At 70.7% G+C, this 24,452-nt stretch carries 20 protein-coding genes and 1 rRNA gene; 10 read left to right on the top strand and 11 right to left on the bottom strand.

Features of this window, described 5'->3' with window-relative positions:
• Positions 1-442 precede the first annotated feature (442 nt).
• Positions 443-1,009 (top strand): DJ-1/PfpI family protein, encoded by a 567-nt coding sequence (locus tag ACFVT5_RS03660; RefSeq protein ID WP_389881063.1) that lies wholly within the window; start codon positions 443-445, stop codon positions 1,007-1,009.
• Between the two features lie 101 nt (positions 1,010-1,110).
• Here the strand turns inward: ACFVT5_RS03660 and ACFVT5_RS03655 are convergent, their stop codons facing one another.
• Complete coding sequence (locus tag ACFVT5_RS03655) at positions 1,111-1,773, bottom strand: HAD family hydrolase (protein ID WP_389881061.1); 663 nt, start codon at positions 1,771-1,773, stop codon at positions 1,111-1,113.
• 58 nt (positions 1,774-1,831) lie between these two features.
• Entirely contained in the window at positions 1,832-2,347 is a 516-nt protein-coding gene (locus tag ACFVT5_RS03650; protein ID WP_389881059.1) for a DUF6912 family protein, read from the bottom strand.
• A gap of 309 nt (positions 2,348-2,656) precedes the next feature.
• Here ACFVT5_RS03650 and ACFVT5_RS03645 point away from each other — a divergent pair, with 309 nt between their 5' ends.
• The gene (locus tag ACFVT5_RS03645; RefSeq protein WP_389881057.1) at positions 2,657-3,277 is read left to right on the top strand and encodes an Rv3235 family protein; all 621 of its coding nucleotides are present in this window, start codon (positions 2,657-2,659) and stop codon (positions 3,275-3,277) included.
• A 109-nt stretch (positions 3,278-3,386) separates the two neighbouring features.
• Here the strand turns inward: ACFVT5_RS03645 and secA are convergent, their stop codons facing one another.
• The gene (gene secA, locus ACFVT5_RS03640) at positions 3,387-6,203 is read right to left on the bottom strand and encodes a preprotein translocase subunit SecA (protein WP_389881055.1); all 2,817 of its coding nucleotides are present in this window, start codon (positions 6,201-6,203) and stop codon (positions 3,387-3,389) included.
• Positions 6,204-6,436: 233 nt separating this feature from the next.
• Here secA and ACFVT5_RS03635 point away from each other — a divergent pair, with 233 nt between their 5' ends.
• On the top strand, positions 6,437-7,084 hold the full coding sequence (locus tag ACFVT5_RS03635) for a GNAT family N-acetyltransferase (protein ID WP_389881053.1): 648 nt from the start codon (positions 6,437-6,439) through the stop codon (positions 7,082-7,084).
• Positions 7,081-8,262: a winged helix-turn-helix domain-containing protein gene (locus ACFVT5_RS03630; protein ID WP_389881051.1), complete on the top strand. Its 1,182-nt coding sequence runs from the start codon at positions 7,081-7,083 to the stop codon at positions 8,260-8,262. Before ACFVT5_RS03635 ends, ACFVT5_RS03630 begins: the two co-directional genes overlap by 4 nt.
• A 62-nt stretch (positions 8,263-8,324) precedes the next feature.
• On the opposite strand, the gene ACFVT5_RS03625 is transcribed toward ACFVT5_RS03630, so the two are convergent.
• The 3 genes from ACFVT5_RS03625 to ACFVT5_RS03615 all read right to left on the bottom strand — a co-directional run bounded on the left by ACFVT5_RS03625 (position 8,325) and on the right by ACFVT5_RS03615 (position 11,313).
• On the bottom strand, positions 8,325-9,068 hold the full coding sequence (locus ACFVT5_RS03625) for a response regulator (protein ID WP_389881049.1): 744 nt from the start codon (positions 9,066-9,068) through the stop codon (positions 8,325-8,327).
• Between the two features lie 218 nt (positions 9,069-9,286).
• On the bottom strand, positions 9,287-9,982 hold the full coding sequence (gene hpf / locus ACFVT5_RS03620; protein WP_389881047.1) for a ribosome hibernation-promoting factor, HPF/YfiA family: 696 nt from the start codon (positions 9,980-9,982) through the stop codon (positions 9,287-9,289).
• 323 nt (positions 9,983-10,305) lie between these two features.
• The gene (locus ACFVT5_RS03615; RefSeq protein WP_389881045.1) at positions 10,306-11,313 is read right to left on the bottom strand and encodes a ComF family protein; all 1,008 of its coding nucleotides are present in this window, start codon (positions 11,311-11,313) and stop codon (positions 10,306-10,308) included.
• Positions 11,314-11,491: 178 nt separating this feature from the next.
• On the opposite strand from ACFVT5_RS03615, the gene ACFVT5_RS03610 reads away from it, so the two are divergent.
• Positions 11,492-11,959: a DUF4265 domain-containing protein gene (locus ACFVT5_RS03610; protein ID WP_389881044.1), complete on the top strand. Its 468-nt coding sequence runs from the start codon at positions 11,492-11,494 to the stop codon at positions 11,957-11,959.
• Positions 11,960-12,042: 83 nt separating this feature from the next.
• Here the strand turns inward: ACFVT5_RS03610 and ACFVT5_RS03605 are convergent, their stop codons facing one another.
• From ACFVT5_RS03605 to mtnA, 4 genes are all read right to left on the bottom strand, one after another.
• The gene (locus ACFVT5_RS03605) at positions 12,043-13,791 is read right to left on the bottom strand and encodes an LpqB family beta-propeller domain-containing protein (protein ID WP_389882040.1); all 1,749 of its coding nucleotides are present in this window, start codon (positions 13,789-13,791) and stop codon (positions 12,043-12,045) included.
• 154 nt (positions 13,792-13,945) lie between these two features.
• Positions 13,946-16,252 carry an MtrAB system histidine kinase MtrB gene (gene mtrB / locus ACFVT5_RS03600; RefSeq protein ID WP_389881042.1) on the bottom strand — a complete coding sequence of 769 codons (2,307 nt, stop codon included), beginning with the start codon at positions 16,250-16,252 and terminating at the stop codon, positions 13,946-13,948.
• A gap of 1 nt (position 16,253) precedes the next feature.
• Positions 16,254-16,943 carry a two-component system response regulator MtrA gene (gene mtrA / locus ACFVT5_RS03595; protein ID WP_187283109.1) on the bottom strand — a complete coding sequence of 230 codons (690 nt, stop codon included), beginning with the start codon at positions 16,941-16,943 and terminating at the stop codon, positions 16,254-16,256.
• A 4-nt stretch (positions 16,944-16,947) separates the two neighbouring features.
• Complete coding sequence (gene mtnA, locus ACFVT5_RS03590) at positions 16,948-18,096, bottom strand: S-methyl-5-thioribose-1-phosphate isomerase (RefSeq protein ID WP_389881041.1); 1,149 nt, start codon at positions 18,094-18,096, stop codon at positions 16,948-16,950.
• A gap of 222 nt (positions 18,097-18,318) precedes the next feature.
• On the opposite strand from mtnA, the gene ACFVT5_RS03585 reads away from it, so the two are divergent.
• The 5 genes from ACFVT5_RS03585 to ACFVT5_RS03565 are packed head-to-tail and all read left to right on the top strand — an operon-like array spanning position 18,319 to position 24,061.
• Complete coding sequence (locus ACFVT5_RS03585) at positions 18,319-19,860, top strand: hypothetical protein (protein ID WP_389881039.1); 1,542 nt, start codon at positions 18,319-18,321, stop codon at positions 19,858-19,860.
• Between the two features lie 4 nt (positions 19,861-19,864).
• Positions 19,865-20,566 (top strand): DUF4129 domain-containing protein, encoded by a 702-nt coding sequence (locus ACFVT5_RS03580; RefSeq protein ID WP_389881037.1) that lies wholly within the window; start codon positions 19,865-19,867, stop codon positions 20,564-20,566.
• Positions 20,563-21,750 carry a DUF4350 domain-containing protein gene (locus tag ACFVT5_RS03575; RefSeq protein WP_389881035.1) on the top strand — a complete coding sequence of 396 codons (1,188 nt, stop codon included), beginning with the start codon at positions 20,563-20,565 and terminating at the stop codon, positions 21,748-21,750. The genes ACFVT5_RS03580 and ACFVT5_RS03575 overlap by 4 nt, the downstream gene beginning before the upstream one ends.
• Positions 21,750-22,739 (top strand): AAA family ATPase, encoded by a 990-nt coding sequence (locus ACFVT5_RS03570; protein ID WP_389882038.1) that lies wholly within the window; start codon positions 21,750-21,752, stop codon positions 22,737-22,739. Before ACFVT5_RS03575 ends, ACFVT5_RS03570 begins: the two co-directional genes overlap by 1 nt.
• Positions 22,740-22,750: 11 nt before the next feature.
• The gene (locus ACFVT5_RS03565) at positions 22,751-24,061 is read left to right on the top strand and encodes a DUF58 domain-containing protein (protein ID WP_389881033.1); all 1,311 of its coding nucleotides are present in this window, start codon (positions 22,751-22,753) and stop codon (positions 24,059-24,061) included.
• A 108-nt stretch (positions 24,062-24,169) separates the two neighbouring features.
• Here ACFVT5_RS03565 and rrf read toward each other — a convergent pair.
• Positions 24,170-24,286: ribosomal RNA gene (gene rrf / locus ACFVT5_RS03560) — 5S ribosomal RNA — on the bottom strand.
• Positions 24,287-24,452: the final 166 nt, after the last annotated feature.

Below are 24,452 nucleotides of genomic sequence, written 5' to 3'. Positions count from 1 at the left end.
GGGATGAGAGATACGCGGGGCGGAATCGGCCATTTTCGACCACTCGACCCGGCTGCGAAGATCAGCGACCGCCCGTGCACGGATGTCCTCCATGTGCACCGGGCGCAGGGCAGGGGCAACGACGCCCCCGCGAGATATCGCGCTGATCACGGGTCAAGGCTATCGCTCCCCACCCGGGAGCCGTCATGAGCCGTATGTGTACAAAACCAGCGGTCAAACTTTGACACTCTGCACAGGGTCTCGCGGGTGCGGAATGTGCGGCCCGACGCGGTCGGGGTGTACCTCGCGGTGTACCCGCGGTGCGGTCGGCTTGGCATTTCCCGGTGGCGGGGGCACGGTGGGCAGGAGGGAAACGCCTTCTCGGGGGCCTACGGGCAAGGCATCAGGGGCGTACGAGGAACGTACGAGGAACCTACGGGGAACGTGACGGGAGAAGAAGGCCATGCCAGCGAAGATCCTCATCGTGACCGGCGACGCGGCGGAGTCACTCGAAGTCCTCTATCCGTATCAGCGCCTGCGTGAGGAGGGCTACGACGTCGACATCGCCGCCCCCTCCCGCAAAAAGCTGCAATTCGTCGTCCACGACTTCGAGCCGGGCTTCGACACCTACACCGAGAAGCCGGGTTACACCTGGCCCGCCGACCTGGCCTTCTCGGAGGTCGAACCCGGCCAGTACGTCGCCCTGGTCATCCCCGGCGGCCGGGCACCGGAGTATCTGCGGGGCGACGCGGAGCTGCGCAAGATCCTGAAGTCATTCTTCGACGCGGACAAGCCGGTGGCGCAGATCTGCCACGGTCCCCTGCTGACGGCGGCTATCGACACGCTGCGGGGGCGCCGTGTCACGGCCTACCCGGCCCTGGAACCGGACATGGAGCAGGCGGGCGCGGAATTCCAGGACACGGAAGCCGTGGTCGACGGAACCTTGGTCTCCTCCCGAGCCTGGCCGGACCACCCGGCCTGGATGAGAGAGTTCCTGAAAATCCTCCGAGCCACGTCACCAGCGACCTGACCCACCCACCCACCCCGTTGTGGGCAGGCGTTCCGCACGGCGGAACGGGTGGGCACAACGCCAAGTGCCGGGCACCCGGAATGAAACGGCAAGCAAGCAGGCTAAGCCGCAAGTTCCCCCGCCAGGGCAACGGCGTCAGCCAAGGTGTCCACCACAGGAACCCCCACCCCTTCAAGCGCCCCCCGGCTATGGGACCCCCCGGTATAAAGAACAGCTCCCGCGCCCACCCCTACGGCAGCCACGGCGTCATCCACCGCATCCCCGATGACAACAATCCGCTCAGGCGCCACCCCGGCCAACGCCCCCACATGCCGCACCATGTGCTCCGCCTTGCTCCCCCCGGACGGCCCCGTCCGCCCATCCACCCGCACAAACCGCCGCTCGATCCCGAACCCCCGCACCAACGGAACCAGTTCCTCGTGCCCGTACATACTCAGCAGCGACTGACTGTGCCCGGCGTCCTGCCACCCCGCGAGCAGCGACTCGGCCCCGTCCGTCAGCCCGCACCCCTCCCGCTCCCGCGTGTAGTGCCGATGGAACACACCGTCCATGGCCTGCCACTCGGTGTCGGTGGGCAGCCGGCCCATCAGCCGCTCGTAGAAACGGGGTATCGGCACGCAGTACAGCTCGCGGTACTGCTCCAGCGTGATCGGCCCGAGCCCGATCTTCGCGAACGCGGCGTTCGTCGCGCCGACGACCGCGTCGATGTCGTGGAACAGCGTGCCGTTCCAGTCCCAGATGATGTGCGCTGTCTGCTTCCCCATACCCGCAAACGTACCGGCCGCCACTGACAACGGGCCGTTCGGCGACCGTTTCCGCAGGTCAGCCGCCGATACCGAGCAGATGCGGGATCTCCTGGGTCGCGTACCAGAGCAGCTCGTGGTCCTCGGCGCCGTCCACCGTGAACTGGGCGTCGTCGTCCCCCTGGTCGGCGGCCCCGAGGGCACTCGCCGCCGCGGACACATCCGGCTCGGCGTCATCGGAGTCGACGTGCACGGCCGCGGCCTTGGTGAGCGGTACGGCGTCGGCGAGCCGGACCTCGCCCAGCGCACCGGGGTCGAGCCCGCGGTCGGGGTCGGCGACGGCGGCACTGTCGGGCACGTCCAGGGCGACGACGACCCGGCGGCGTACGACACCGGGGTCGACGGCGAGCAGCCGCAGGGAGGCGACGGCGGCCCGGTTCAGGGCGGCGTACTCCAGCTCCTCGATGTCGTCCGAGACGTACCACTCCCGCAGCGCGGGCGTCACCGCGTACGCCGTGAGGGGACCGGGACCCACTTCACCCGCTTTGTGCGCCTCTGCCAGACCGGGGAGGGTCAAGGGAACGTAGACGCGCATGGCTGACCGCTTTCCTGGTCGGGGGATGGGTCCACTTCTGGGGCAGGTGTCCACAGGATACGTGCGGGAGTCCCCCTTCGGGGCCGCCTCCCCCACCACCGCACCGTCCACCCACGGCACACCGGACCCTGCCCCCGTAGGCGCACACGGGGCCACCCGACCCCCTGATAGGTGATTCCGCCCGCCCCCGCCCCGGCCCTCCTCGCCCCTTGCACCACCACCCCCCGCCCCAGACAAGATCCACACCACAAGCTACTGCTCGGTATCTTCGCCGGGCCCCGGATCGGGGGCGCCATCATGCACAAGGTCATGTCAAGGAACCGACCGACACCGTCCGCACCGCGGGCACCGGGGGCCGTCCCCCGGCGCCCCCCTGGGCGCCGCGACAGCCGCCGTCCGGGCGGCGGGCCCGGAGGCACGTCACGGGCGGGTACCGTCCGGCCTGGCGGCACTCCCGGCGGCACCTCGGGCGGCACCTCGGGCGCCTCGGGCGGCACTTCCGGCACCTCGGGCGGCACTTCCGGCACCTCGGGCGGCACTTCCGGCGGCACCCCCGCCCGTACCGCCGCACCGCACGACGGCGGCCCCCGCCCCACGGACCTCTTCGCCGACCGGCTGGTCGCGGTGCTCAGCGGGCGCCGACCCGTGCACTGGATACTGCGCCACACCGCCGGCCGCGCCTACGACGAGCTGGCCTGGCTCGCCGAACGCACCCCGCTGCGTACCCGCGGACCCGCGCCGGTCGTCCGCGACATTGGCTACTTCGTGCCCCGCGCCGACGCCATCGAGGCGTTCGCCCGGATCGCCGCGGGCGAACAGCTCCGCGCGATGGCGTTCCGCCTGGAACGCGGCGTCGACCTGCGCTGGCGCTGCACGGCCGTCGAACTCGGCGGCACCCGTATGCCCCACCGGCAGCGGGCGCCGGCCTGACCGGGCACAGCAAAGGGCCGGACCCTGTAAGAGTCCGGCCCTTCACCTCGTTCACACCACGGCGTACACCCCGTCACGTCACATCCCGGCGTGCACCTCGTGGACAGCGCTACTTGCGGCGGCGACGTCCGCCCTTCTGCTGCTTGCGGCGCTCCGCGCGCGTGAGGCCGTCCGACTCGGAACGGACCTCTTCGCCGTTGTCGAAGTCGCCCTCGACGACCCCGCCCTCACCGTCGACCGTCGGCGCCGAGAAGTGCAGCCGGTCCGGCCGCTGCGGCGCGTCGAGCCCCTTGGCGCGGATCTCCGGACGCCCACCACCGGCCGGAACGGCGTCCTGCGGGCCCTTCTGGAGCGACGTCGGCGACGCGTCCTCGACCGGGACCTCCTCGACCTGCTGCTCGACCTGGACCTCCAGGTTGAACAGATAGCCGACGGACTCCTCCTTGATGCCGTCCATCATGGCCGTGAACATGTCGAAGCCCTCGCGCTGGTACTCGACCAGGGGGTCCTTCTGCGCCATGGCGCGCAGACCGATGCCCTCCTGGAGGTAGTCCATCTCGTAGAGGTGCTCACGCCACTTGCGGTCCAGGACCGACAGGACGACCCGGCGCTCCAGCTCCCGCATGATCTCCGAGCCGAGCTGCTTCTCACGCGTCTCGTACTGCTCGTAGATGTCGTCCTTGATGGACTCCGAGATGAACTCGGCGGTGAGGCCCGCACGGTCGCCCGTGGCCTCCTCCAGCTCCTCGACGGTGACCTTCACCGGGTACAGCTGCCGGAAGGCGCCCCACAGCCGGTCGAGGTCCCACTCCTCCGCGAAGCCCTCGGAGGTCTCCGCCTGGATGTACGCGTCGATGGTGTCGTTCATGAAGTGCTGTACCTGCTCGTGCAGGTCCTCGCCCTCCAGGACGCGGCGCCGCTCGCCGTAGATCACCTCACGCTGCCGGTTGAGGACCTCGTCGTACTTGAGGACGTTCTTCCGGGTCTCGAAGTTCTGCTGCTCGACCTGCGACTGGGCCGACGCGATCGCGCGCGTGACCATCTTGTTCTCGATCGGGACGTCGTCGGGAACATTCGCCATCGACATCACGCGCTCGACCATCTGCGCCTTGAACAGCCGCATCAGGTCGTCACCGAGGGACAGATAGAACCGGGACTCGCCGGGGTCGCCCTGACGGCCGGAACGACCACGCAGCTGGTTGTCGATACGCCGCGACTCATGGCGCTCGGTACCCAGCACATAGAGCCCGCCGAGGTCCTTGACCTCCTCGAACTCCGACTTCACGGCCGCCTCGGCACGCTCCAGGGCGGCGGGCAGCGCGGCGGCCCACTCCTCGACGTGCTCGACGGGGTCCAGACCGCGCTGCCGCAGCTCCGCCTCGGCGAGGTCGTCGGGGTTGCCACCGAGCTTGATGTCCGTACCACGACCGGCCATGTTGGTGGCGACGGTGACGGCGCCCTTACGACCGGCCTGGGCGACGATCGTCGCCTCGCGGTCGTGCTGCTTCGCGTTCAGCACCTCGTGCTGCACACCGCGCTTGGAGAGCTGCTGCGAGAGGTACTCGGACTTCTCGACCGAGGTGGTGCCGACGAGGATCGGCTGCCCCTTCTCGTGCTTCTCCGCGATGTCGTCCACGACGGCCGCGAACTTGGCGACCTCGGTGCGGTAGATCAGGTCCGACTGGTCCATGCGGATCATCGGCCGGTTCGTCGGGATCGGCACGACGCCCAGCTTGTAGATCTGGTGGAACTCGGCGGCCTCCGTCATGGCCGTACCGGTCATACCGGAGAGCTTGTCGTAGAGGCGGAAGAAGTTCTGAAGGGTGATCGTGGCGAGCGTCTGGTTCTCGTCCTTGATGTCCACCCCTTCCTTCGCCTCGATCGCCTGGTGCATGCCCTCGTTGTAACGACGGCCGGCGAGGATACGGCCGGTGTGCTCATCGACGATCATGACCTCGCCGTCGATGACGACGTAGTCCTTGTCCTTCTTGAACAGTTCCTTCGACTTGATGGCGTTGTTCAGATAGCCGACGAGCGGGGTGTTCACCGACTCGTAGAGATTGTCGATACCCAGCCAGTCCTCGACCTTGCTCACGCCGGGCTCATGGATGGCTACGGTGCGCTTCTTCTCGTCGACCTCATAGTCACCGGTCTCCTCGATGCCCTTGAGGGGGTTGCCGGGCTCGCCCTTCTTCAGGCGGGTGACAAGCTTCGCGAAGTCGCTGTACCACTTGGTCGCCTGGTCGGCGGGGCCCGAGATGATCAGCGGCGTACGGGCCTCGTCGACGAGGATCGAGTCCACCTCGTCGACCACGGCGAAGTTGTGGCCGCGCTGCACCAGCTCGTCCTGCGACCACGCCATGTTGTCGCGGAGGTAGTCGAAGCCGAACTCGTTGTTCGTGCCGTACGTGATGTCGCAGCGGTACTGCTCGCGGCGCTGCGCCGGCGTCATGTTCGCCAGGATGCAGCCGACGCTCAGACCGAGGAACTTGTGGACCCGGCCCATCATCTCGGAGTCACGCTCGGCCAGATAGTCGTTCACCGTGATCAGGTGGACGCCCTTGTCCGACAACGCGTTCAGATACGTGGGCAGCGTGCCCACCAGGGTCTTGCCCTCGCCCGTCTTCATCTCGGCGACATAGCCGAAATGGAGGGCGGCGCCACCCATGATCTGCACGTCGTAGTGGCGCTGTCCCAGGACGCGCTTGGCGGCCTCACGGACGGTCGCGAACGCTTCGGGCAACAGGTCGTCGAGGCTCTCACCCTCCGCGAACCGCTCCTTGTACTCCTCGGTGAGAGCGCGCAGCTCGGCGTCGGAGAGGGACACGAAGTCCTCTTCGATGGAGTTGACCTGGTCCGCGATGCGGTGCAGTTTGCGCAGGATCTTGCCTTCGCCTGCACGCATGATCTTCTGGAGGACGGACACGGGGGTTGATCTCCTTGCCGGTCGGGCCTGGCACGGTCGGATTCCGTTGAGCAACGGCCATCGTATGCGAGGACCGCACCGCACCGGGAGGTGTGGCCACACGAGAGCCACCAGGACAACGGACGGGGGGCGCCGAAGGTGCCGCACCCCTGCACGAAATGTGACGGTGTGCTCACGCGCACGTACCCGTAATGCGATGGCGTACCCCTACGCGCGCGAGCAGAATGCGGGCGATGGAGCCCCTCACACTGACCACCGAACGCCTGATTCTGCGCCCCTTCACGCCCGTAGACACGGACGAGGTCTTCGCCGCCTGCCAGGACCCCGACATCCAGCGCTGGACGACGATCCCGTCGCCCTACGCGCGCGGGGACGCCGAAAACTTCGTCAGGCGGACGGTGCCGGACGGCTGGCGCTTCGACACCGAGTACACCTTCTCGGTACGCCCCCGCGCGGGCGGCCCGCTCCTCGCCGCCGCCGGCGTGCACCATCCCCGCTCCGGCGCCTGGGAAATCGGCTACTGGACCGCCAAGGAGCACCGCGGCCGGGGCTATATGACCGAGGTCATCCTGGAACTGGCCCGCTGGAGCTTCCGCGACCTGGCCTGTGTCCGCCTGGAGTGGCGGGCCGAAGTCGGCAACGCGGGCTCCCGCGCGGTCGCCGAGCGCGCCGGATTCACCGTCGAGGGCGTGCTGCGCGCGGGCCTGCCGAACAAGGGCACCCTGCGGGACTGCTGGGTGGGCTCCCTGCTCCCCTCGGACCTGGACCTGCCGTCCGCCGAGCCGTACCTGCCCGCACGGGGCACGGAGGCCGGTACGAAGGCGGGCACCGGGACCGGGACCGGCGATGTCAGTGGCGCCCTCTATCGTTTCGAGGCATGACCACCGTGCCGCGCTCCGCCGTCGACCTCTCCGCCGATGAGGCCCGCCGCATCGCCCTGCGGGCCCAGGGATTCCTGGGCGCCCCCGACCGCAGGGCCGGCGTCCGAGGAGTGCTGCGGCACCTGGGCGCGGTCCAGCTCGACACCATCTCGGTCCTGGCCCGCTCGCACGAACTGATCCCGTACGCACGCCTGGGCGCCGTCGGCCGCACCACCGTGGACCAGGCGTACTGGACCCCGGGAACCCGGGGCGCCGCGCCGCACGCCTTCGAGTACTGGTCGCACGCCGCGTGCATCCTGCCCGTCGAGGAGTGGCCGCACTTCGCGTTCCGCCGCCGCGCCTACCGCGCGCGTCCGCACTGGCACCACGAACTGCCCGACGGCGCCTACGACCAGGTGATCAAGCAGCTCCGCGTCGAGGGCCCCCTGACGGCCACGGAGTTGGGCGGCGCGAAGAACGGCGGCGAATGGTGGGACTGGTCCGCGTCGAAGGTCGCCGTGGAGCGGGCACTGATGTACGGCGAGGTGGTCTGCACCGAGCGCCGCGGCTGGAAGCGGGTCTACGACCTGGCGGAGCGCGCCATCCCGGACGACCTGCTGCACGACGAGCTGAGCGACACCGAGTGTCTGCGCCGCCTGATCCGCCTTGCCGGCCAGTCGCTGGGCGTCGGCACACGCGCCGACATCGCCGACTACCACCGGGTGAAGGGCGAGCAGTTCGACGCGGTGGTCGCCGACTCCGGCCTGGTTCCGGTACGGGTCGAGGGCTGGGACAAGCCCGCCTGGGCCGATCCTGCGGCCCTGGAAACCGTCCCGCGCGGCCGGCACCGTACGACACTGCTGTCGCCCTTCGACTCCCTCGTCTGGGAACGGGCGCGCACGGAGCGGATCTTCGGCTTCACGCACCGCCTGGAGGCGTACGTACCCCGGCCGAAGCGGATCCACGGGTACTTCGCGATGCCGCTGCTGTCCGGCGGCCGGCTCCTGGGCCGCGTCGACCCCGCGCGCGACGGCCGCACTCTGGTGGCGAAACAGGTGTCCCTGGAGTCCCCGAAGGCGGTGGCCCCAATGGCCCAGGCGCTGCGGGAGGCGGCGGAGTGGGTGGGCTGCGACGCCGTACGCGTCGAACGCGTCGACCACCCGGAACTGGCCGCCCACCTGGTCGCGGCGCTCGCCTGACCGGGAGGATGGCGGTGACCGGGAGTATTCGGGTGACCGCGAGCATCAGGTGAGCGGGACGGTCACCTGATCTCCAGGATCTTCTCCCGCATCGCGTAGACCACGGCCTCCATCCTGGAGTGCAGTTGCAGCTTCTCCAGGATGTTGCGGACATGGTTCTTCACGGTGTTCTCGCTGATGAAGAGTTCCTTGGCGATGTCCCGGTTGTTCATTCCGGTGGCGACCAGCTTCAGCACCTCCAGCTCCCGGTCGGTGAGCCGGGGCGCGGGCACCAGCCTGCGCTCGTCGGTGCGCTGGATCATCGACTTGAACTCGGTGAGCAGCTTCGACGCCATCGACGGACTGATCTGCGACTGCCCGTCCGCGACCGCGCGGATCGCGGTGGCCACCTCGTCCGTGGAGATCTCCTTGAGGAGATATCCCGTGGCACCGGCCTTGATCGCGTCGTAGAGATCGGCTTCCTCGTCGCTGATCGTCAACATGATGATCTTCGCGCTGGGGGCCACCTCCTTGATGGAGGTGCACGCCTCGATACCGCCGCGCTTGGGCATCCGGACATCCATCAGCACGATGTCGGGGAGCAGATCGGCCGCCTTGTCGACGGCCTCCGCCCCGTCGCCCGCCTCGCCGACGACCTGGATGTCCTCCTCGGCGGCGAGGACGATCTCCAGACCGCGGCGGAACAGCGCGTGGTCGTCCACCACCAGGACCCGGATGGGTTCCTTGCGGGGGGAGCCCACCGGGCCCATGCCGACGGCGCCGTCGCCGGCGTCGTCGTCACGCATCGGTCCGAAGCTGTCCGCCATCGTTCCTCCCCCTGAAGGCCATGGCCCCTCTTCCGCGCCGCCCGGTCCGTCTCGCGCCAACCCGGGGCGGCAGCAACCCGGTTGGCGTGTGGCCGCCATGATTTCATGCCCGGACGTCGACGCGACCACCGTGACGTTCACCGGGGGGTCGCGCGCGGGTGCCCCTGGGGGCGCACAGGCGCTCCAGGGGCACCGGTTCATGGTGCGAACGGGGCTACTCAGCCGCCGAGTGCGCCGCCTGCTCCGGGCGGCGGCGCCTGGGCGACCATGGGGTCGGTCGTGAGGTGGATGACACCGTAGTCATAGGCGTGGCGGCGATAGACCACGCTCGGTTCCTTCGTTTCGGAGTCGACGAAGAGATAGAAGTCGTGCCCGACCAGCTCCATCTCGTAGAGCGCCTGGTCGAGGCTCATGGGCGACGCGACATGGGTCTTCTCGCGTACGACGAGGGGGCCTTCGCCCTTGACCTCCAGCGAGCCCATCTTCCTGGTCGGTACGCCGCCGTCGGACTGGTCCTCCTTGGCGATCGTGCCGTCCCCGTTGAGACGCGCGGCGTCGGGGACCCGGTCGGCGACCTCGGCAGCGGAGATCCGCTGGGCGCCGCGGCGGGTGCGCCGCTTGTCGTGCTGCTTGCGCAGCCTTGCCTCAAGCTTGTCCGTCGCCAGATCGAGCGCCGCATACGGGTCACTGGCCGCGGCCTCCGCCCGGATCACCGGACCGCGGGAGCGGAGCGTGATCTCCACTCGGTCACAGCGGTCGGCCTGTCGCGGGTTGGGCTCCTTGGACACCTCCACGTCGAGGCTGATCACCTTGCCGTCGAGCTTCTGGATCTTCTCCAGCTTCAGCTTCTCGGCCACGTGCTTGCGGAACCGCTCGGGCACCTCGGTCTTGCGGCCCTTGACGACGATGTCCACGCAGAACTCCGTTCCCGGATAGCTCCGCTCGACCGGCGGAGCTTCTCCCTTTCGCACCAGGCCCCGGTCACCCCGGAGCCTCGGACTCGGTGACTTTCACCTCCTCCTCCCCCGTGGACAAGATCTACACCCCACCTTCCCGGGTGATGGTGAAAATCTCGTCAACACTGCGGACAGGGCATCCCTATATGCGAGGGTCGGCGTCGGCCATTCCTCACAACCGAACATATCTCTCCCGGCCTGATGCCGTCACCCTCTCCAGTGCCTCACCTCTGTTCAGGTGAATTAAACCCGTCACTACCTGCAACGATGCAACTTCTCAGTCAGTTCCGGTTTATATCGAAGGAATCCGGAGAGGCTGCGATCACGGCGGCACTGATCCCCATTTCGGTGCCCGCAGCACGTAATGCGCGGGCGCCCTCACTCAATGACGCCCCGGTGGTCATCAGATCGTCCACGAGCACGACACGACTACGCCCACCGACACCACTTCCGTAAGTTCCGCCACCTCCGCGAGTTCCGGGACCTCCGCCTCCTCCGCCCCCGCGAGTTCCCCGGCTTCCGTGACTTCTCCGCCGACCTTCACCGCTTGTCCGGCGACCTTCGCCACTTCCACGACTTCCGTCACCGCGGCTGTTTCCGTCACTGCGGCTCCTCGCGCCGCTTACGTCACTGCCGTGACTGCCGTCACTCGCACCGGTTGGCCATGGCGCTCCGGCGGCCAACAACCGTGCGCCTCCAGCGGGTACGTGCAGTGCCCCCGCCATGTTCATGTGCCGCTCACGGGAGTTGAGCCCGGCCTGGTCGGCGACGGGCCGCCGCTGACGCAGCACCGAAAGCACCCTCACCGGCTGCCCCGCGCCCCGCAGCACCCTCGCGGCGGCCAAGGCGATCCGCCGCGTCGGATCATGACCACGGGCCCGGGTGGCACGGGGTGCCGAGGGAAGGGGGACGAGAATCAGGGGGGCGGGGGCATCGGCGGTGTGGGGGGAGAGGTCGGGGAAGCCGTGGCCACTGTTGGGGACCCCACCCCCTCCCCTCCCCACCACTCCCCGCACCGCCCCCGCCAAGCTCTCGCCCAGCGGTCCCGCCAGTCCGAGCGCGCCCCGCTCCTTGTGCGCGAGCAGCACCGCCCGTACCGCGTCCTGGTACGGCGCCGCCGCGCACACCACGGGTAGCCCGCGTGGCTCCGGCACCGGACGGACCCGGCGCGGCCCGGCACTCGTCAGCGCCGCACGGCACTCGGCGCAGAGCACCGCCCGGGGTGTTCCACAGCCGCCGCACTCGGCCGGCAACACCAGATCGGCGAGGTCCTGCCACCACCTGCGCATACTCACCACTGTGCCCATCCGGGCGGGATTCGGCCACCCCTGTGGACAACGCCTGTGGACAACGGGCACGGGGTGCCGCGGGGCGCTCTCTTTCCGGTGTACGGGTGGCCTGGGTCGGCGCCCTGCCGTAGACCTGTTGGACCTGTAGCCCCAGAGGACCTGTGGGACGATCGCACACGTGACAACGCCCGATCCCCAGCCGCCCACCGCCACTCACATACGCCTCCTGGCCGGCCACGCGTCGTCAGGGCGCCCGGTGTTCGAGGTGTTGCCGGCGCTGGCGCTGGAGTCCGACCTGTTCGAACTGGCGGGCAGTCCGGGCCTGGTGCTCGGATGTGCGGCCGGTGATGTGCTGCGCATCGGCGAGGACGAGCAGTTCGAGGTCGTCGCGCAGGGTGAAAACCTGTGCGTTCAGGCGTATCGGCAGGGCCACTTCAGTCCTGAGGTGTTCGCGGAACTCAGGAAGGCGATCGGGGATGTCAGTGGTCTGGCCGAGGCGCCGCCGGACCTGAGCTTCGTCGTTGTCACCGTCAGCCGCTCCGTCGGCCTGCCCGCGATCGAGCGGGTCATGGACGCCTGGGCCGCGCGCACCGACGGGATCGAGTGGTGGTTCGCCAACGACGATCAGGCGGACGCTGCCCACTGAACGGATCAGCGGACACCGCCCACTGAGCGGATCAACCGGGGGACGCCGCCCGGCAGTCACCGGTGACCGGAAAGAACCGGCGCCTACCCCGGATACACCGGCCCCGTCCCCTTCCGAAGCACCATCTGCCAGGGCTCGCCGGGCGGCAACCGCACGATGCCGTCGTCCGAGTGCGCGACCACCGGGAGCCGGTCGTCGTCGGATGCCGCTATCTCCCGTACCCCGGTCAGTCCGGGCAGAACAGGTGTCGTGGGTACCGAGCCGTCGCACTGCACGTACCGGATCTGCTGGACCCCGCCGGCCTCGCGGCCGACCACGACGAGGCGGCTGCCGCCTGCCCAGGACATGGCGGTGACCTCCTCCATCTGCGGTGCGGCGGCACGCGCTTCGACGACGGCGACCTCGGCCGGTTTCCCCTGCTCGCCGGTGCGTTCGACCCGGCCGACGCGGAGGGTCTGCTTGCCGCCCTCCTCCACGAGCAGCGCGATCCGCACGCCGTCGGCCGCGACCCGTACCGCTTCGATACGACTGCCTTCCAGGCCGGGCGTCTTGACCTGGACGGGTTCGCCCTCGCCCTGGACGAGCAGCATCAGGCGCGGGTTCTTCGGGTCGCGGTCGGCCACCCACAGGTCGCCCTGACCGTCCCAACTGGGCGTGCTCAGGCGGTCCTTCTCCAGCGGCGCCTTGCTGCGCAGCACCGGGTCGCCGAGCGAGGCGCCGGCGACGAGCGCGCTGACGAACAGTGACTTCCGGTCGCTGGACACACCGGCGGCGCGCCCCTCGTCCCGGGACACGGCGGCGGTGCCGAGCGTCTGCGTTCCGGCGCCCAACGGTCCGGGGACGGCTTCCGGATCGGTGCTCGTGCCCTTGCCCGGCAGTCGTACGAGGCGCTGCTTGGCGTCGAGGAAGTACTGGAAGTCGGTGCGCCCCACGGACCGTTGCGGGGCGATGGCCTCGGCGCTCTCGGCGCTGAGCACGCACAGCTGGGACCCGTCGGAGCGCTGTAGCTCGACCTGCTCGATGCCGTTGGACGGCCAGTCCTGCAAGGTGAAGATCACCTGCGCGGCCATCCTGGTGCACTGCGCCTGCCCGACCCGGTCGGCCGCCGAATTCAGCGGCACTTTAAGGACGTTGTGGCTGTCGGGGGTGAGTGTGGCGGTGCCCGCCTTGAGCTGTGTACGGGACGGGAAGCTGGAGCGGACGACCGGGTCGAGCCACCGGGTCGGGCCGGCCAGGAGCAGTTTCACCGACTGGGTGATCGGGTCGATGCGCTGACGGACATACACGGGGTCGGCGACGAGCCCTTCCTGGCCTTCGCCGCCGGACGAGGTGCCGACGGCGAAGTAGTACTTGTTGACCGGCTCGTAGATGCGGTGGAAGTCCGATTCGCCGAGTACGACTCCGGCGGGTGGCCGGTCGATGCGCCATGCCTTGCCGGGGCCGCTGTCCTGGGTCAGGTGGACGGCTTCGCTGTAGGTGCCTTCGGCCGGTTCGTACGCGTGGCGGTCGTCGACGGTGGCGACGCGGTTCCCGCTGAGGGTGTAGACCCGGCCGCCTTCGCCGTCGTCGCCCGGCCTTGTCTCTCCGGCGGTGTTGGGGCCGTCCTTGAGGACCGTGGTGGTCGCTTCCGGGCGCCACTTCTTCGCGGCGTCGTCGGTCAGGTATTTGCGGGCCATGTCGAACTGTGGGTCGTCGCTGGTCAGCGCTTCGAGGAAGCCTTGGACGATCTCGGCGGGGCCGGCGTTCTCGCGTGGCGGCATGGCGAAGACCCGTACCTGCGAGTCGGGCAGCTGGGATGCGTCCACGCCGCGCACGTCGCCGGTGTCGGGCATGCCCGCGCAGCCGGCGAGCAGTACGGCGCAGCAGCCCAGCACCACTCCGCCGCGTACGACTCCGCCACGCGCCGAACCCCCACGCCCCGGACCCCCGCGCACCACTCCCGCGCGCACCTCTCCGCCGCGCGCCGTCCGCGTGCGGCGGCCTTTGTCAGCGCCCACGGGATCCGTCCCCCCGCCCACTGTCGCTCCCCGCGCTCCCGGCCGCGCTCGGCCGTTTCCCGTGCTCGTGGTCCCGCCCGTTACGGGGCTCGGGTCCACGACCGTTCTGTGGCTCACCTTCGCGCCCGACGCGACCCACCAGGTCCGCCGTGTCCGCCAACTCCGCCGCGTCCGCCGTGTCGAGTCCACCGGCGCCGTTACGTTCGCTCTGCTTCGGGGATTCGTCCCCAGGCGCCGCCGTCCCCGTCGCCGTAGTGGCGTTCCGTACGCGCGCGGACGGGCCCTGCGGTTCGGCGCCCGGCCTGGCGACGACCCGCGCGCCGCTGCTCGGCAGCGCCGTGGGGTCCACGGTCGGGGCGGACCCGGCGGCCGTCAGCAGGGGTGCGACCGGGGTGCGCGACGGTATCGACGGCACCCGGTCCCCACGCGGCCCGCCCGCCGGTGCCTGCGCCGGTACGGTCGCCGTCTTGCCGCTTCCGCCGAGCGGACGCCCGGCGTCACTGAGGCCGCGGTGGCGCCGCGAGTCCTCCGGTTCCAGGGGTATCGGTGAGCCGCGCAGCGGCTCGTCCGCCGTACGGGGCAGGGTCAGGCGGAACTGTGAGCCGCCGCCCGGTTCCCCCCATGCCTGGAGCCAGCCGCCGTGCAGGCGCGCGTCCTCAAGGGCGATGGACAGGCCGAGGCCGGTGCCGCCAGTGGTGCGGGCGCGTGCCGGGTCGGCCCGCCAGAAGCGGCTGAACACGCGGGTCGCCTCGCCGGGCTTCAGGCCCACGCCGTAGTCGCGTACGGCGACGGCGACGGCGCCGCCCGCCGAGGCGAGCCGGACGGTGACGTCCTTGCCGTCGCCGTGCTCCACGGCGTTGACGACGAGGTTGCGCAGGACCCGCTCCACGCGGCGCGCGTCGGCCTCCGCGACGACGGGCTGCTGGTCGCCGAGGATCCGTATGTACGTGCCTTTGCGCTCGGCGAGCGGTTCGGCGCCGCCGACGACGCGGCGTACCACCTCGCGGAGGTCTATCGCCTCGGCCTCCAGGGCCGCCGCGCCGGCGTCGAACCGGCTGATCTCCAGCAGATCGGCGAGCAGTGACTCGAACCGGTCGAGTTGGTCGGCGAGCAGTTCCGCCGAGCGTGCCGTCACCGGATCGAAGTCGACGCGCGCCTCGTGGATGACGTCGGCGGCCATCCGTACGGTCGTCAGCGGTGTCCGCAGTTCGTGCGAGACATCGGACACGAAGCGGCGCTGCATCCGTGACAGCTCTTCCAGTTGCTGGATCTTCAGCTGGAGGTTCTGCGCCATCTTGTTGAACGCCTCGCCCAGGCGGGCGATGTCGTCCTCGCCGGTGACCTTCATCCGCTCCTGGAGCCGCCCCGCGGACAGCCGTTCGGCGATGCCCGCGGCCATCCGTACGGGCGTGACGACCTGGCGTACGACGAGCCAGGCGATGGCGCCGAGCAGGACGACGACGAACAGTCCGGCGGTCGCCAGGGTGCCCTTGACGAGGCTGAGGGACTTCTCCTCCTGGGTGAGCGGGAAGAGGTAGTACAGCTCGTACCGGTCGCTGGAGGGGCTGGTGAGCTGGCGGCCGATGACGAGGCCCGGCTGTGAGGGGCGGCCGTCGCTGTAGACGATCCGCGTATAGCTCTGGGACGGGCCGGTGTTCTGGTCGACGCGGCTGCGCAGCGCCTCGGGCACACTCGCGGGCGCGTCCACATATCCGGAGCCGCGTGGCGCCCGCGCGCTGCTGCCGGTGCCGCCCTCGCCGGGGGAGCTGAGGGTGACCACGTTGAACGCCCCTTGGCCGCCGCTGGAGAGCGACTGCACCAGGTCGTTCAGCCACACGGCCGAGTTCTGCGCGATGCGTCCGTCGGCGGTGTTGCCGTCCTGTCCGGCGCGCTGGCCGACGTCCTTGGCCGATGACTCGGCGACCTTGAAGCCACCCACGGCCTGGCTCTGCGAGGCTTTCACCTTGGCGTCGAGCAGTCCGTTGCGGACCTGGCCGATCACGACGAAGCCGAGCAGCAGGACGACGCCCAGCGACATCAGCAGGGTCGTCGCGACCACCTTGAGCTGGATGTTCCGCCGCCACAGCCGGGCGGCGGGCAGCAGCGGGCGGCGCACCCAGCGGGTGAACAGCCGCAGCAGCGGGCTGCTGCCCTGCACACCGCCCTGGAGCAGCGGCCCGCCGTCCAGGAAACGCGCCACACGCGCGCGTGTGGTGCTCCGGCCGACAGGCCGCCCCGCGCGCGGCCCCGGCACCCCGGTCGCCGTGGCGGACGCGGCACTGTCGTCCCGGGGCATGTCAGCTCGGTCCGGCCTTGTAGCCGACGCCGCGCACGGTCACCACGATCTCCGGCCGCTCGGGGTCCTTCTCGACCTTCGACCGCAGCCGCTGGACGTGCACATTGACCAGGCGGGTGTCCGCCGCGTGCCGATAGCCCCACACCTGTTCGAGGAGGACCTCACGGGTGAAGACCTGCCACGGCTTGCGGGCGAGCGCGACCAGCAGATCGAACTCCAGCGGGGTCAGCGCGATCGACTGCCCGTCCCGCTTCACGGAGTGACCGGCCACGTCGATCACCAGATCACCGATCGCGAGCTGTTCCGGAGCAGGCTCCTCCGAGCGGCGCAGGCGGGCCCGGATCCGGGCCACCAGCTCCTTCGGCTTGAACGGCTTCACGATGTAGTCGTCGGCGCCGGACTCCAGGCCCACCACGACATCCACGGTGTCGCTCTTGGCCGTGAGCATCACGATGGGCACCCCGGACTCCGCCCTGATCAGGCGGCACACCTCGATGCCGTCGCGACCGGGCAGCATCAGATCGAGCAGCACCAGGTCCGGCTTGGCCTCCCGGAAGGCGGCCAGCGCCTTGTCGCCGTCCGCGACGAACGACGGCTCGAAACCTTCACCACGCAGCACAATGCCGAGCATCTCGGCCAGTGCCGTGTCGTCGTCGACGACAAGGACTCGTCCCTTCATAAACGACATCATCCCATTAGCTAATCGTTACCTGGCGTGACCTGGCACACAGCTCGCCCAGCGCCTCCGCTGTCACGGGCGATACGGCGCCTTCTTCGGTGACGATGGCGGTCACCAGCTCGGGTGGCGTCACATCGAACGCCGGGTTGTACGCCTGGGTGCCCAGGGGTGCCACCGGGGTCCCGCCCCCCGCTTCCGTCCCGGCCCCCGCCATCTGTGGGGCCGTGACCTCCGTCACCTCATGTCCGGGCCGCTGTTCGACCTCGATGGACGCGCCGTCGGGGGTGTCCAGATCGACGGTCGTCACCGGCGCCACCACGATGAACGGCACATGGTGGTACCGGGCGAGGACCGCGAGCGGATAGCTCCCCACCTTGTTCGCCACCGAACCGTCGGCGGCGATCCGGTCGGCGCCTATCAGTACCGCGTCGACCTCGCCCGCCGCGAACAGCGACCCTGCGGCATTGTCCGTCAGCAGCGTGTACGCCATCCCTTTGCGGGCCGCTTCGTACGCCGTCAGCCGGGCGCCCTGGAGCAGGGGCCGTGTCTCGTCCACCCACAGCCGTCGCAGCCGCCCTTCCCGGTGTGCGGCCAGTGCCACCGCGAACGCCGTGCCCTCACCGCCCGAGACGAGTGCCCCGGTGTTGCAGTGTGTCAGGATCCGGTGATTCCCGCCGGGCAGCAACTCGTCGAGCAGTGCGAGACCGTGCCGGGCCATGCGCGCGCTGGCCTCCGCGTCCTGCGCGTGCAGCTCCCGCGCCGCCGCGAGTGCCGCCGCTGCCGCCTGTTCCGCGTCACCGCCCGCCTCGGCACTGGCCCGGTACGCGGCGTGCGCCTTGCGTACCCCGCGGCTGAGGTTCACCGCGGTGGGCCGCGCGTCCGCGAGGGCGTTCGCCGCGTCGTCCACGTCGAATCCGCGCGCCGCCGCCAGCGCGACCCCGTACGCCCCGGCGATGCCGAGCAGCGGTGCTCCCCGTACGGCGAGGGTGCGGATCGCCTGGACGAGGGCCGGCGCGTCCGTGCAGACCAGCTCGGCTTCCTCGGCCGGCAGCCTGGTCTGGTCGAGAAGGACCACGACGGGGCCTTCGGGGGGTTCGTCCCAGCGGATCGCCGGGGTCTCCGGTGGTCGTGCGTCCTCGCGCGAGCGCGCGTACTGATCACCCATCCGCCCAGTCTGCCCCTTACCCGTAGGACAAAAGAAGGTGCGGATCTCCTGGGAGCACGGTGCGGATCCCCGGAGAGCACCTGGAGAGCACCTGGTCCGGCCCCAAGAACGCCAGGTCCGCACAGTGCACCTGGTCCGCCCGGTCCCCTCGCGCGTGCAGCGTGGCACGATGGCAGCCAACCTGCCACCGCAACCGCGGACCGGCACCGTGAAGGAGCGACGATGAACGACACTCCGGGCTGGGCCTCGCCCGGATCTGCCCCCTCCGACGGCCAGGAGCCGGGTACGCCCCGCCCCGACGCGCCTTCGGACGGTCCGACGGATTCCACCGGTCCCGCCTCGAAGTGGTCGAAGGAGCAGCCCCCGGGCGCCCAGTGGTCCGCACCGAGCGGCCAGGATCAAGGTCAGGGCCAAGGTCAGAACCAGGGGCAAGGTCAGGGCCAGAACCAGGGCCAAGGAGCCGGTCCCGGTCAGGGAGCCGGACAGATTCCGGGGCAGGGACCGGTCCAGGCTCCGCCGCCGCCCCCCGCGGGGCCGGGCTGGGGCGGTCAGGCACCGGGCGGCCCCGGCGGCGCCCCCGGCTGGGGCCAGGGCCCCGCAGGACCGGGCTGGGGCGGCCAGGGCCCGACCGGACCCGGTGGTCCCGGCGGCCCGGGAGGTCCCGGCTGGGGCGGTCCCGGTGGTCCCGGTGGCCCAGGCGGCCCCGGATGGGGCGGACCGGGCCCCACAGGCCCCGGCTACGGCTGGGGTGGCTGGCAGGGCCCACCCCCCGCCGCCAAGCCCGGAGTCATCCCGCTGCGCCCCCTCGGCGTCGGCGAGATCCTCGACGGCGCCGTGTCCACCATGCGTACGTACTGGCGCACGGTCCTCGGCATCTCGCTCACGGTCGCCGTGGTCACCCAGCTCGCCGTCGTCCTGCTCCAGGGCCTCGTCCTCAACGACAGCAGCACCACCCGCGCCCTCGACGACCCGAACGCCTCCCTCGACGAGCTGACCCGCGCCCTGGGCACCGCCCTGCTGACGTCCGGCCTCGTCCTGGTGGTCACCCTGCTCGGCACGATCGTCGCGACGGCCCTGCTCACGACGGTCACCAGCCGCGCGGTCATCGGCAAGGGCGTGAGCGCATCCGAGGCATGGCGTGACGCCCGCCCGCAGTTGCTCGGACTGCTCGGTCTGACCCTGCTGCTGCCGCTGATCGCCGTGGCCGTCATCGGCATCGGCACGGTGCCCGGCATCCTGATCGCCGTCGCCGGCAGCACCGGCGGAGGTGTCGCCCTGGCCGTGATCGGCGGGTTCGCGGGCTTCATCGTCGCGATCTGGCTGATGGTCCGCTTCTCGCTGGCCTCGCCCGTGCTGATGCTGGAGAAGCAGGGCGTCGGCAAGTCGATGGGCCGCTCCGCGAAGCTGGTCCGCGGCTCCTGGTGGCGCGTCTTCGGCATCCAGCTCCTCGCGGGGATCATCGCGAACGTGCTGGCGTCGATCATCGTCATCCCCTTCACCCTCATCGCGGGCATCGCGAGCGGCGACGGCGTCACCGGCTTCCTCGAAAGCAGCACCGCCACCTACGGCTGGACGTTCCTCGTCATCAGCGGCATCGGCTCGGTGATCGGATCGATGCTGACCTTCCCGATCAGCTCCGGTGTCACCGTGCTGCTCTACATCGACCGGCGGATCCGCCGCGAGGGCCTCGACCTCGAACTCGCGCGCGCGGCGGGCCTCCCGGGCTACGGCTCCCAGGCGACCGGCGCCACACCGGGGAGCTGACGGGGTGGGCATCACGGGGGGAACGGTCACGGCGGCACTGCTGCGGGCCCGCACCGGCGACGACGCGCCACCGGTGACGATCCCGCGCGACCCCGCGCGCGAGGCGGCCAAGGACGAACTGTCCAAGCCGATGTACCACGAGAACGACCCGAGCCTGCTCCAGCGCGCCCTGAACCGCTTCTGGGACTGGGTCGACCGCCTGTTCAACGCGGCGTCGGGCGCCGCCCCTGGCGGCACACTCGGCCTGATCGTCATCGTCCTGGCGGTGCTGGCGCTCGCCCTCGCCCTGTGGTGGCGCCTGGGCACCCCGCGCCGCGCCCCCGTGTCGTCCGCGCCACTCTTCGACGACCGCCCGCGCAGCGCCGCAGAACACCGCTCGGCGGCCGAGGCACACGCGGCCCAGGGCCACTGGAACCAGGCCGTCCAGGAACGCATGCGCGCTGTTGTGCGCTCCCTGGAGGAACGGGCCCTCCTCGACCCGCGCCCCGGCCGCACCGCCGACGAGGCCGCCGCCGAAGCAGGCCGCCCCCTGCCGTCCCACGCGGACCGCCTGCGCGCGGCGGCGCACGACTTCGACGACGTCACATACGGCGGACGCACCGCCGACCGGCACACATACGAACGCCTCTCCGACCTGGACCGCGACCTGGACGCCACCAAACCGGTCCTCACCGGCCCGGCCTTCGCCCGAGGGGCCGCCGAATGACCGAGGCCACCCTCCCGTCGACCTCGGCATCCCCCACCGTCCGCCAGGTGTGGACACGCGCGCGGGGAGTGCTGTTCGCCCTGGTGATCGTCCTCGCGGCGGCCGTCGCCATCGCCATGGTCCGCTCCGGCGCACAGCACGGCCGGCTCGACCCGCGCTCCGCCGACGCGTCTGGCAGCCGCGCCGTCAGCGAACTCCTCGCCGACCGGGGCGTGTCCACGCGCGTGGTGACCACCAGCGACGAAGCCGCCGCTGCCGCAGGCGCCGACACCACCGTCCTCGTCGCCGTACCCGACCTGCTCACCGCCGACCAGCAGACCCGGCTCCGGTCGGCGACCGAAGGGTCCGGCGGCCGGACGGTCCTGGTCGCCCCCGGCGCACCCTCCGTCGGCACCCTCGCCCCCGGCGTCTCGGCGGACCCGGCCCCTAGCTACGACTCGACGCTCGCCCCGGACTGCGCCCTGCCCGACGCGCGGCGCGCGGGCGACGCGAACACCGGAGGCCACCGCTACCACGTCACCGTGTCCGACGCCGACTCCTGCTACCCGAGCGGCGGCCTGCCCACGCTGGTCCGTGTCCCGGCCGCCGAAGGACGCGACGGCGACACCGTCGTCCTCGGCTCCCCCGGCCTGCTCTACAACGACCGTCTCGACGAGCACGGCAACGCCTCGCTCGCCCTGCAACTCCTCGGCTCCCGCCCTCATCTGGTCTGGTACCTCCCCTCACTGTCCGACGACACCGCCGGCGGCGACCGCAGCTTCTTCGACCTGATTCCGTCCGGCTGGCTCTGGGGCACCCTGCAACTCGCCTTCGCCTGCGTGCTCGCCGCCTTCTGGCGGGCACGCCGACTCGGCCCCCTGGTGCCCGAACGTCTCCCCGTCGCGATCCGCGCCTCCGAGTCCGTCGAAGGCCGCGCCCGCCTCTACCGCAAGGCCAACGCGCGTGAACGCGCCGCCTCCGCTCTTCGCTCCGCCACCCGCACCCGGCTCGCCCCCCTCATCGGTGTCTCCCCCGCTCAGGCCCACGCGCCCGAGTCCCTGATCCCCGCTCTCACCACCCGGCTGCACACCCCGGGCCTCGAACTGCACCCGCTCCTCTTCGGGCCGCCGCCGGGCGACGACGCGGCCCTGATCGCCCTCGCCGACCAACTCGACGCCCTCGAAAGAGAGGTACGCACTTCATGATGGACCCGACCACTGACAATGCCGGTACCACCGGGGATTCCCCCAGCTCACGGGCCTCTTTGGAGGCTCTGCGCGCGGAGATCGCCAAGGCCGTGGTCGGTCAGGACCCCGCCGTCACGGGCCTCGTCGTCGCGCTCCTGTGCCGAGGCCATGTCCTCCTCGAAGGCGTCCCCGGCGTCGCGAAGACCCTGCTCGTCCGCGCTCTCGCCGCGTCCCTCGAACTCGACACCAAACGCGTCCAGTTCACCCCCGACCTGATGCCCAGCGACATCACGGGCTCCCTGGTCTACGACACCCGTACGGCCGAGTTCTCCTTCCAGCCCGGCCCGGTCTTCACCAACCTCCTCCTCGCGGACGAGATCAACCGCACCCCTCCGAAGACCCAGTCGTCCCTCCTCGAAGCGATGGAGGAGCGCCAGGTCACGGTCGACGGCACCCCCCGCCCGCTCCCCGAGCCGTTCCTCGTCGCCGCGACACAGAACCCCGTCGAGTACGAGGGCACCTACCCGCTCCCCGAAGCCCAACTGGACCGTTTCCTCCTCAAACTGACGGTCCCTCTCCCCGCCCGCCAGGACGAGATCGCCGTCCTCACGCGCCATGCGGACGGCTTCAATCCGCGCGACTTGCGCGCCGCCGGCATACGCCCCGTCGCGGGCCCCGCCGACCTGGAGGCCGCCCGCGCGGCCGTCGCCAAGACCTCCGTATCGCCCGAGATCACCGGCTATGTAGTCGACATCTGCCGCGCCACCCGCGAGTCGCCGTCCCTCACGCTCGGCGTCTCCCCGCGCGGGGCGACGGCCCTGCTGTCGACCGCCCGCGCGTGGGCATGGCTCACGGGCCGCGACTACGTCATCCCGGACGACGTGAAGGCCCTCGCACTGCCCACACTCCGCCACCGCGTCCAGCTCCGCCCCGAAGCGGAGATGGAGGGGGTCACCGCCGACTCCGTCATCAACGCGATCCTCGCCCACGTCCCCGTACCCCGCTGAGCCGAGGATCCATGGCACTCACCGGACGCGCCGCCCTCGTCGCGGCCATCGGCACACTCCCTGTCGGCCTCTGGGAACCCAGCTGGACGGGCATCCTTGCCGTCAACGTCCCGCTGGCCCTGGCGTGCGCCTGCGACTTCGCGCTCGCCGCCCCCGTACGCCGCCTGGGCCTGACCCGCTCCGGCGACACCTCGGTACGCCTCGGAGATCCCGCCGAGGTCACGCTGACGGTCACCAATCCCACCCGCCGCCCGCTGCGCGCCCAGCTCCGCGACGGATGGCCGCCGAGTATCTGGCGGCCCGGCACCGAAATCGAGGCGTCACGGCACGCTCTGACGGTCCCGCCGGGCGAACGCCGCCGCGTCACCACCCGGCTGCACCCGACCCGCCGCGGCGACCGCCCGGCCGACCGCGTCACGATCCGCTCGTTCGGCCCGCTGGGCCTGTTCACCCGCCAGGGCACCCACAAGGTCCCGTGGACGGTCCGTGTCCTGCCGCCGTTCCACAGCCGCAAACACCTCCCGTCCAAACTGGCCCGCCTCCGTGAACTCGACGGTCGCACCAGCGTCCTGACCCGCGGCGAGGGCACCGAATTCGACAGCCTCCGCGAGTACGTCCCCGGCGATGACACCCGCTCCATCGACTGGCGCGCCACGGCCCGCCAGTCCACGGTCGCCGTCCGCACCTGGCGCCCGGAACGCGACCGCCGCATCCTGATCGTCCTCGACACGGGCCGCACCTCCGCCGGCCGCGTCGGCGACGCCCCGCGTCTCGACGCGTCCATGGACGCGGCTCTGCTCCTCGCCGCCCTCGCCTCCCGCGCGGGCGACCGGGTGGACCTGCTGGCGTACGACCGCCGGGTACGGGCCCTGGTCCAGGGCCGCGCCGCGGGCGAGGTCCTTCCGGCCCTGGTCAACGCGATGGCCCCGCTCGAACCCGAACTGATCGAGACCGACGCCCGAGGACTCACGGCGACAGCGCTGCGCACCGCCGCCCGGCGCTCCCTGATCGTCCTCCTGACCAGCCTCGACGCGGCCCCCATCGAGGAGGGCCTGCTCCCGGTCCTCGGCCGCCTCACGCAGCGCCACACCGTGCTGGTCGCCGCGGTCGCGGACCCGCATATCGAGGCCATGGCGTCCGCCCGTGGGAACACGGATGCGGTGTACGAAGCAGCCGCAGCGGCACAGGCCCAGTCGGAACGCCGTCGCACCGCGGAACAACTGACCCGCCACGGCGTCACGGTCGTCGACGCCACTCCCACGAACCTGGCCCCGGCACTGGCGGACGCGTACCTCTCCCTGAAAGCAGCCGGCCGCCTCTAAAAGAAGGTGGTCGGCGGCCGGCCCGGAAAGACCCGGAATGGGTCTGGAAAGGGTCCGGAAAACGAAAAAGCCCCCGCACCGAGGTGCGGGGGCTTTCCCATAAAGATAGTTCGGCGGTGTCCTACTCTCCCACAGGGTCCCCCCTGCAGTACCATCGGCGCTGTGAGGCTTAGCTTCCGGGTTCGGAATGTAACCGGGCGTTTCCCTCACGCTATGACCACCGAAACACTATGAAACTGTGAATACCGCACCATACCCGTGGCCCTGGGTACGGGGTTGTTCGTGGTTTCAGAACCAACACAGTGGACGCGAGCAACTGAGGACAAGCCCTCGGCCTATTAGTACCAGTCACCTCCACCCATTACTGGGCTTCCAGATCTGGCCTATCAAC

The sequence above is a fragment of the Streptomyces sp. NPDC058001 genome, assembly GCF_042886315.1.
Classification (GTDB): domain Bacteria; phylum Actinomycetota; class Actinomycetes; order Streptomycetales; family Streptomycetaceae; genus Streptomyces.
This window is presented reverse-complemented; position numbering and strand designations above follow the sequence as displayed.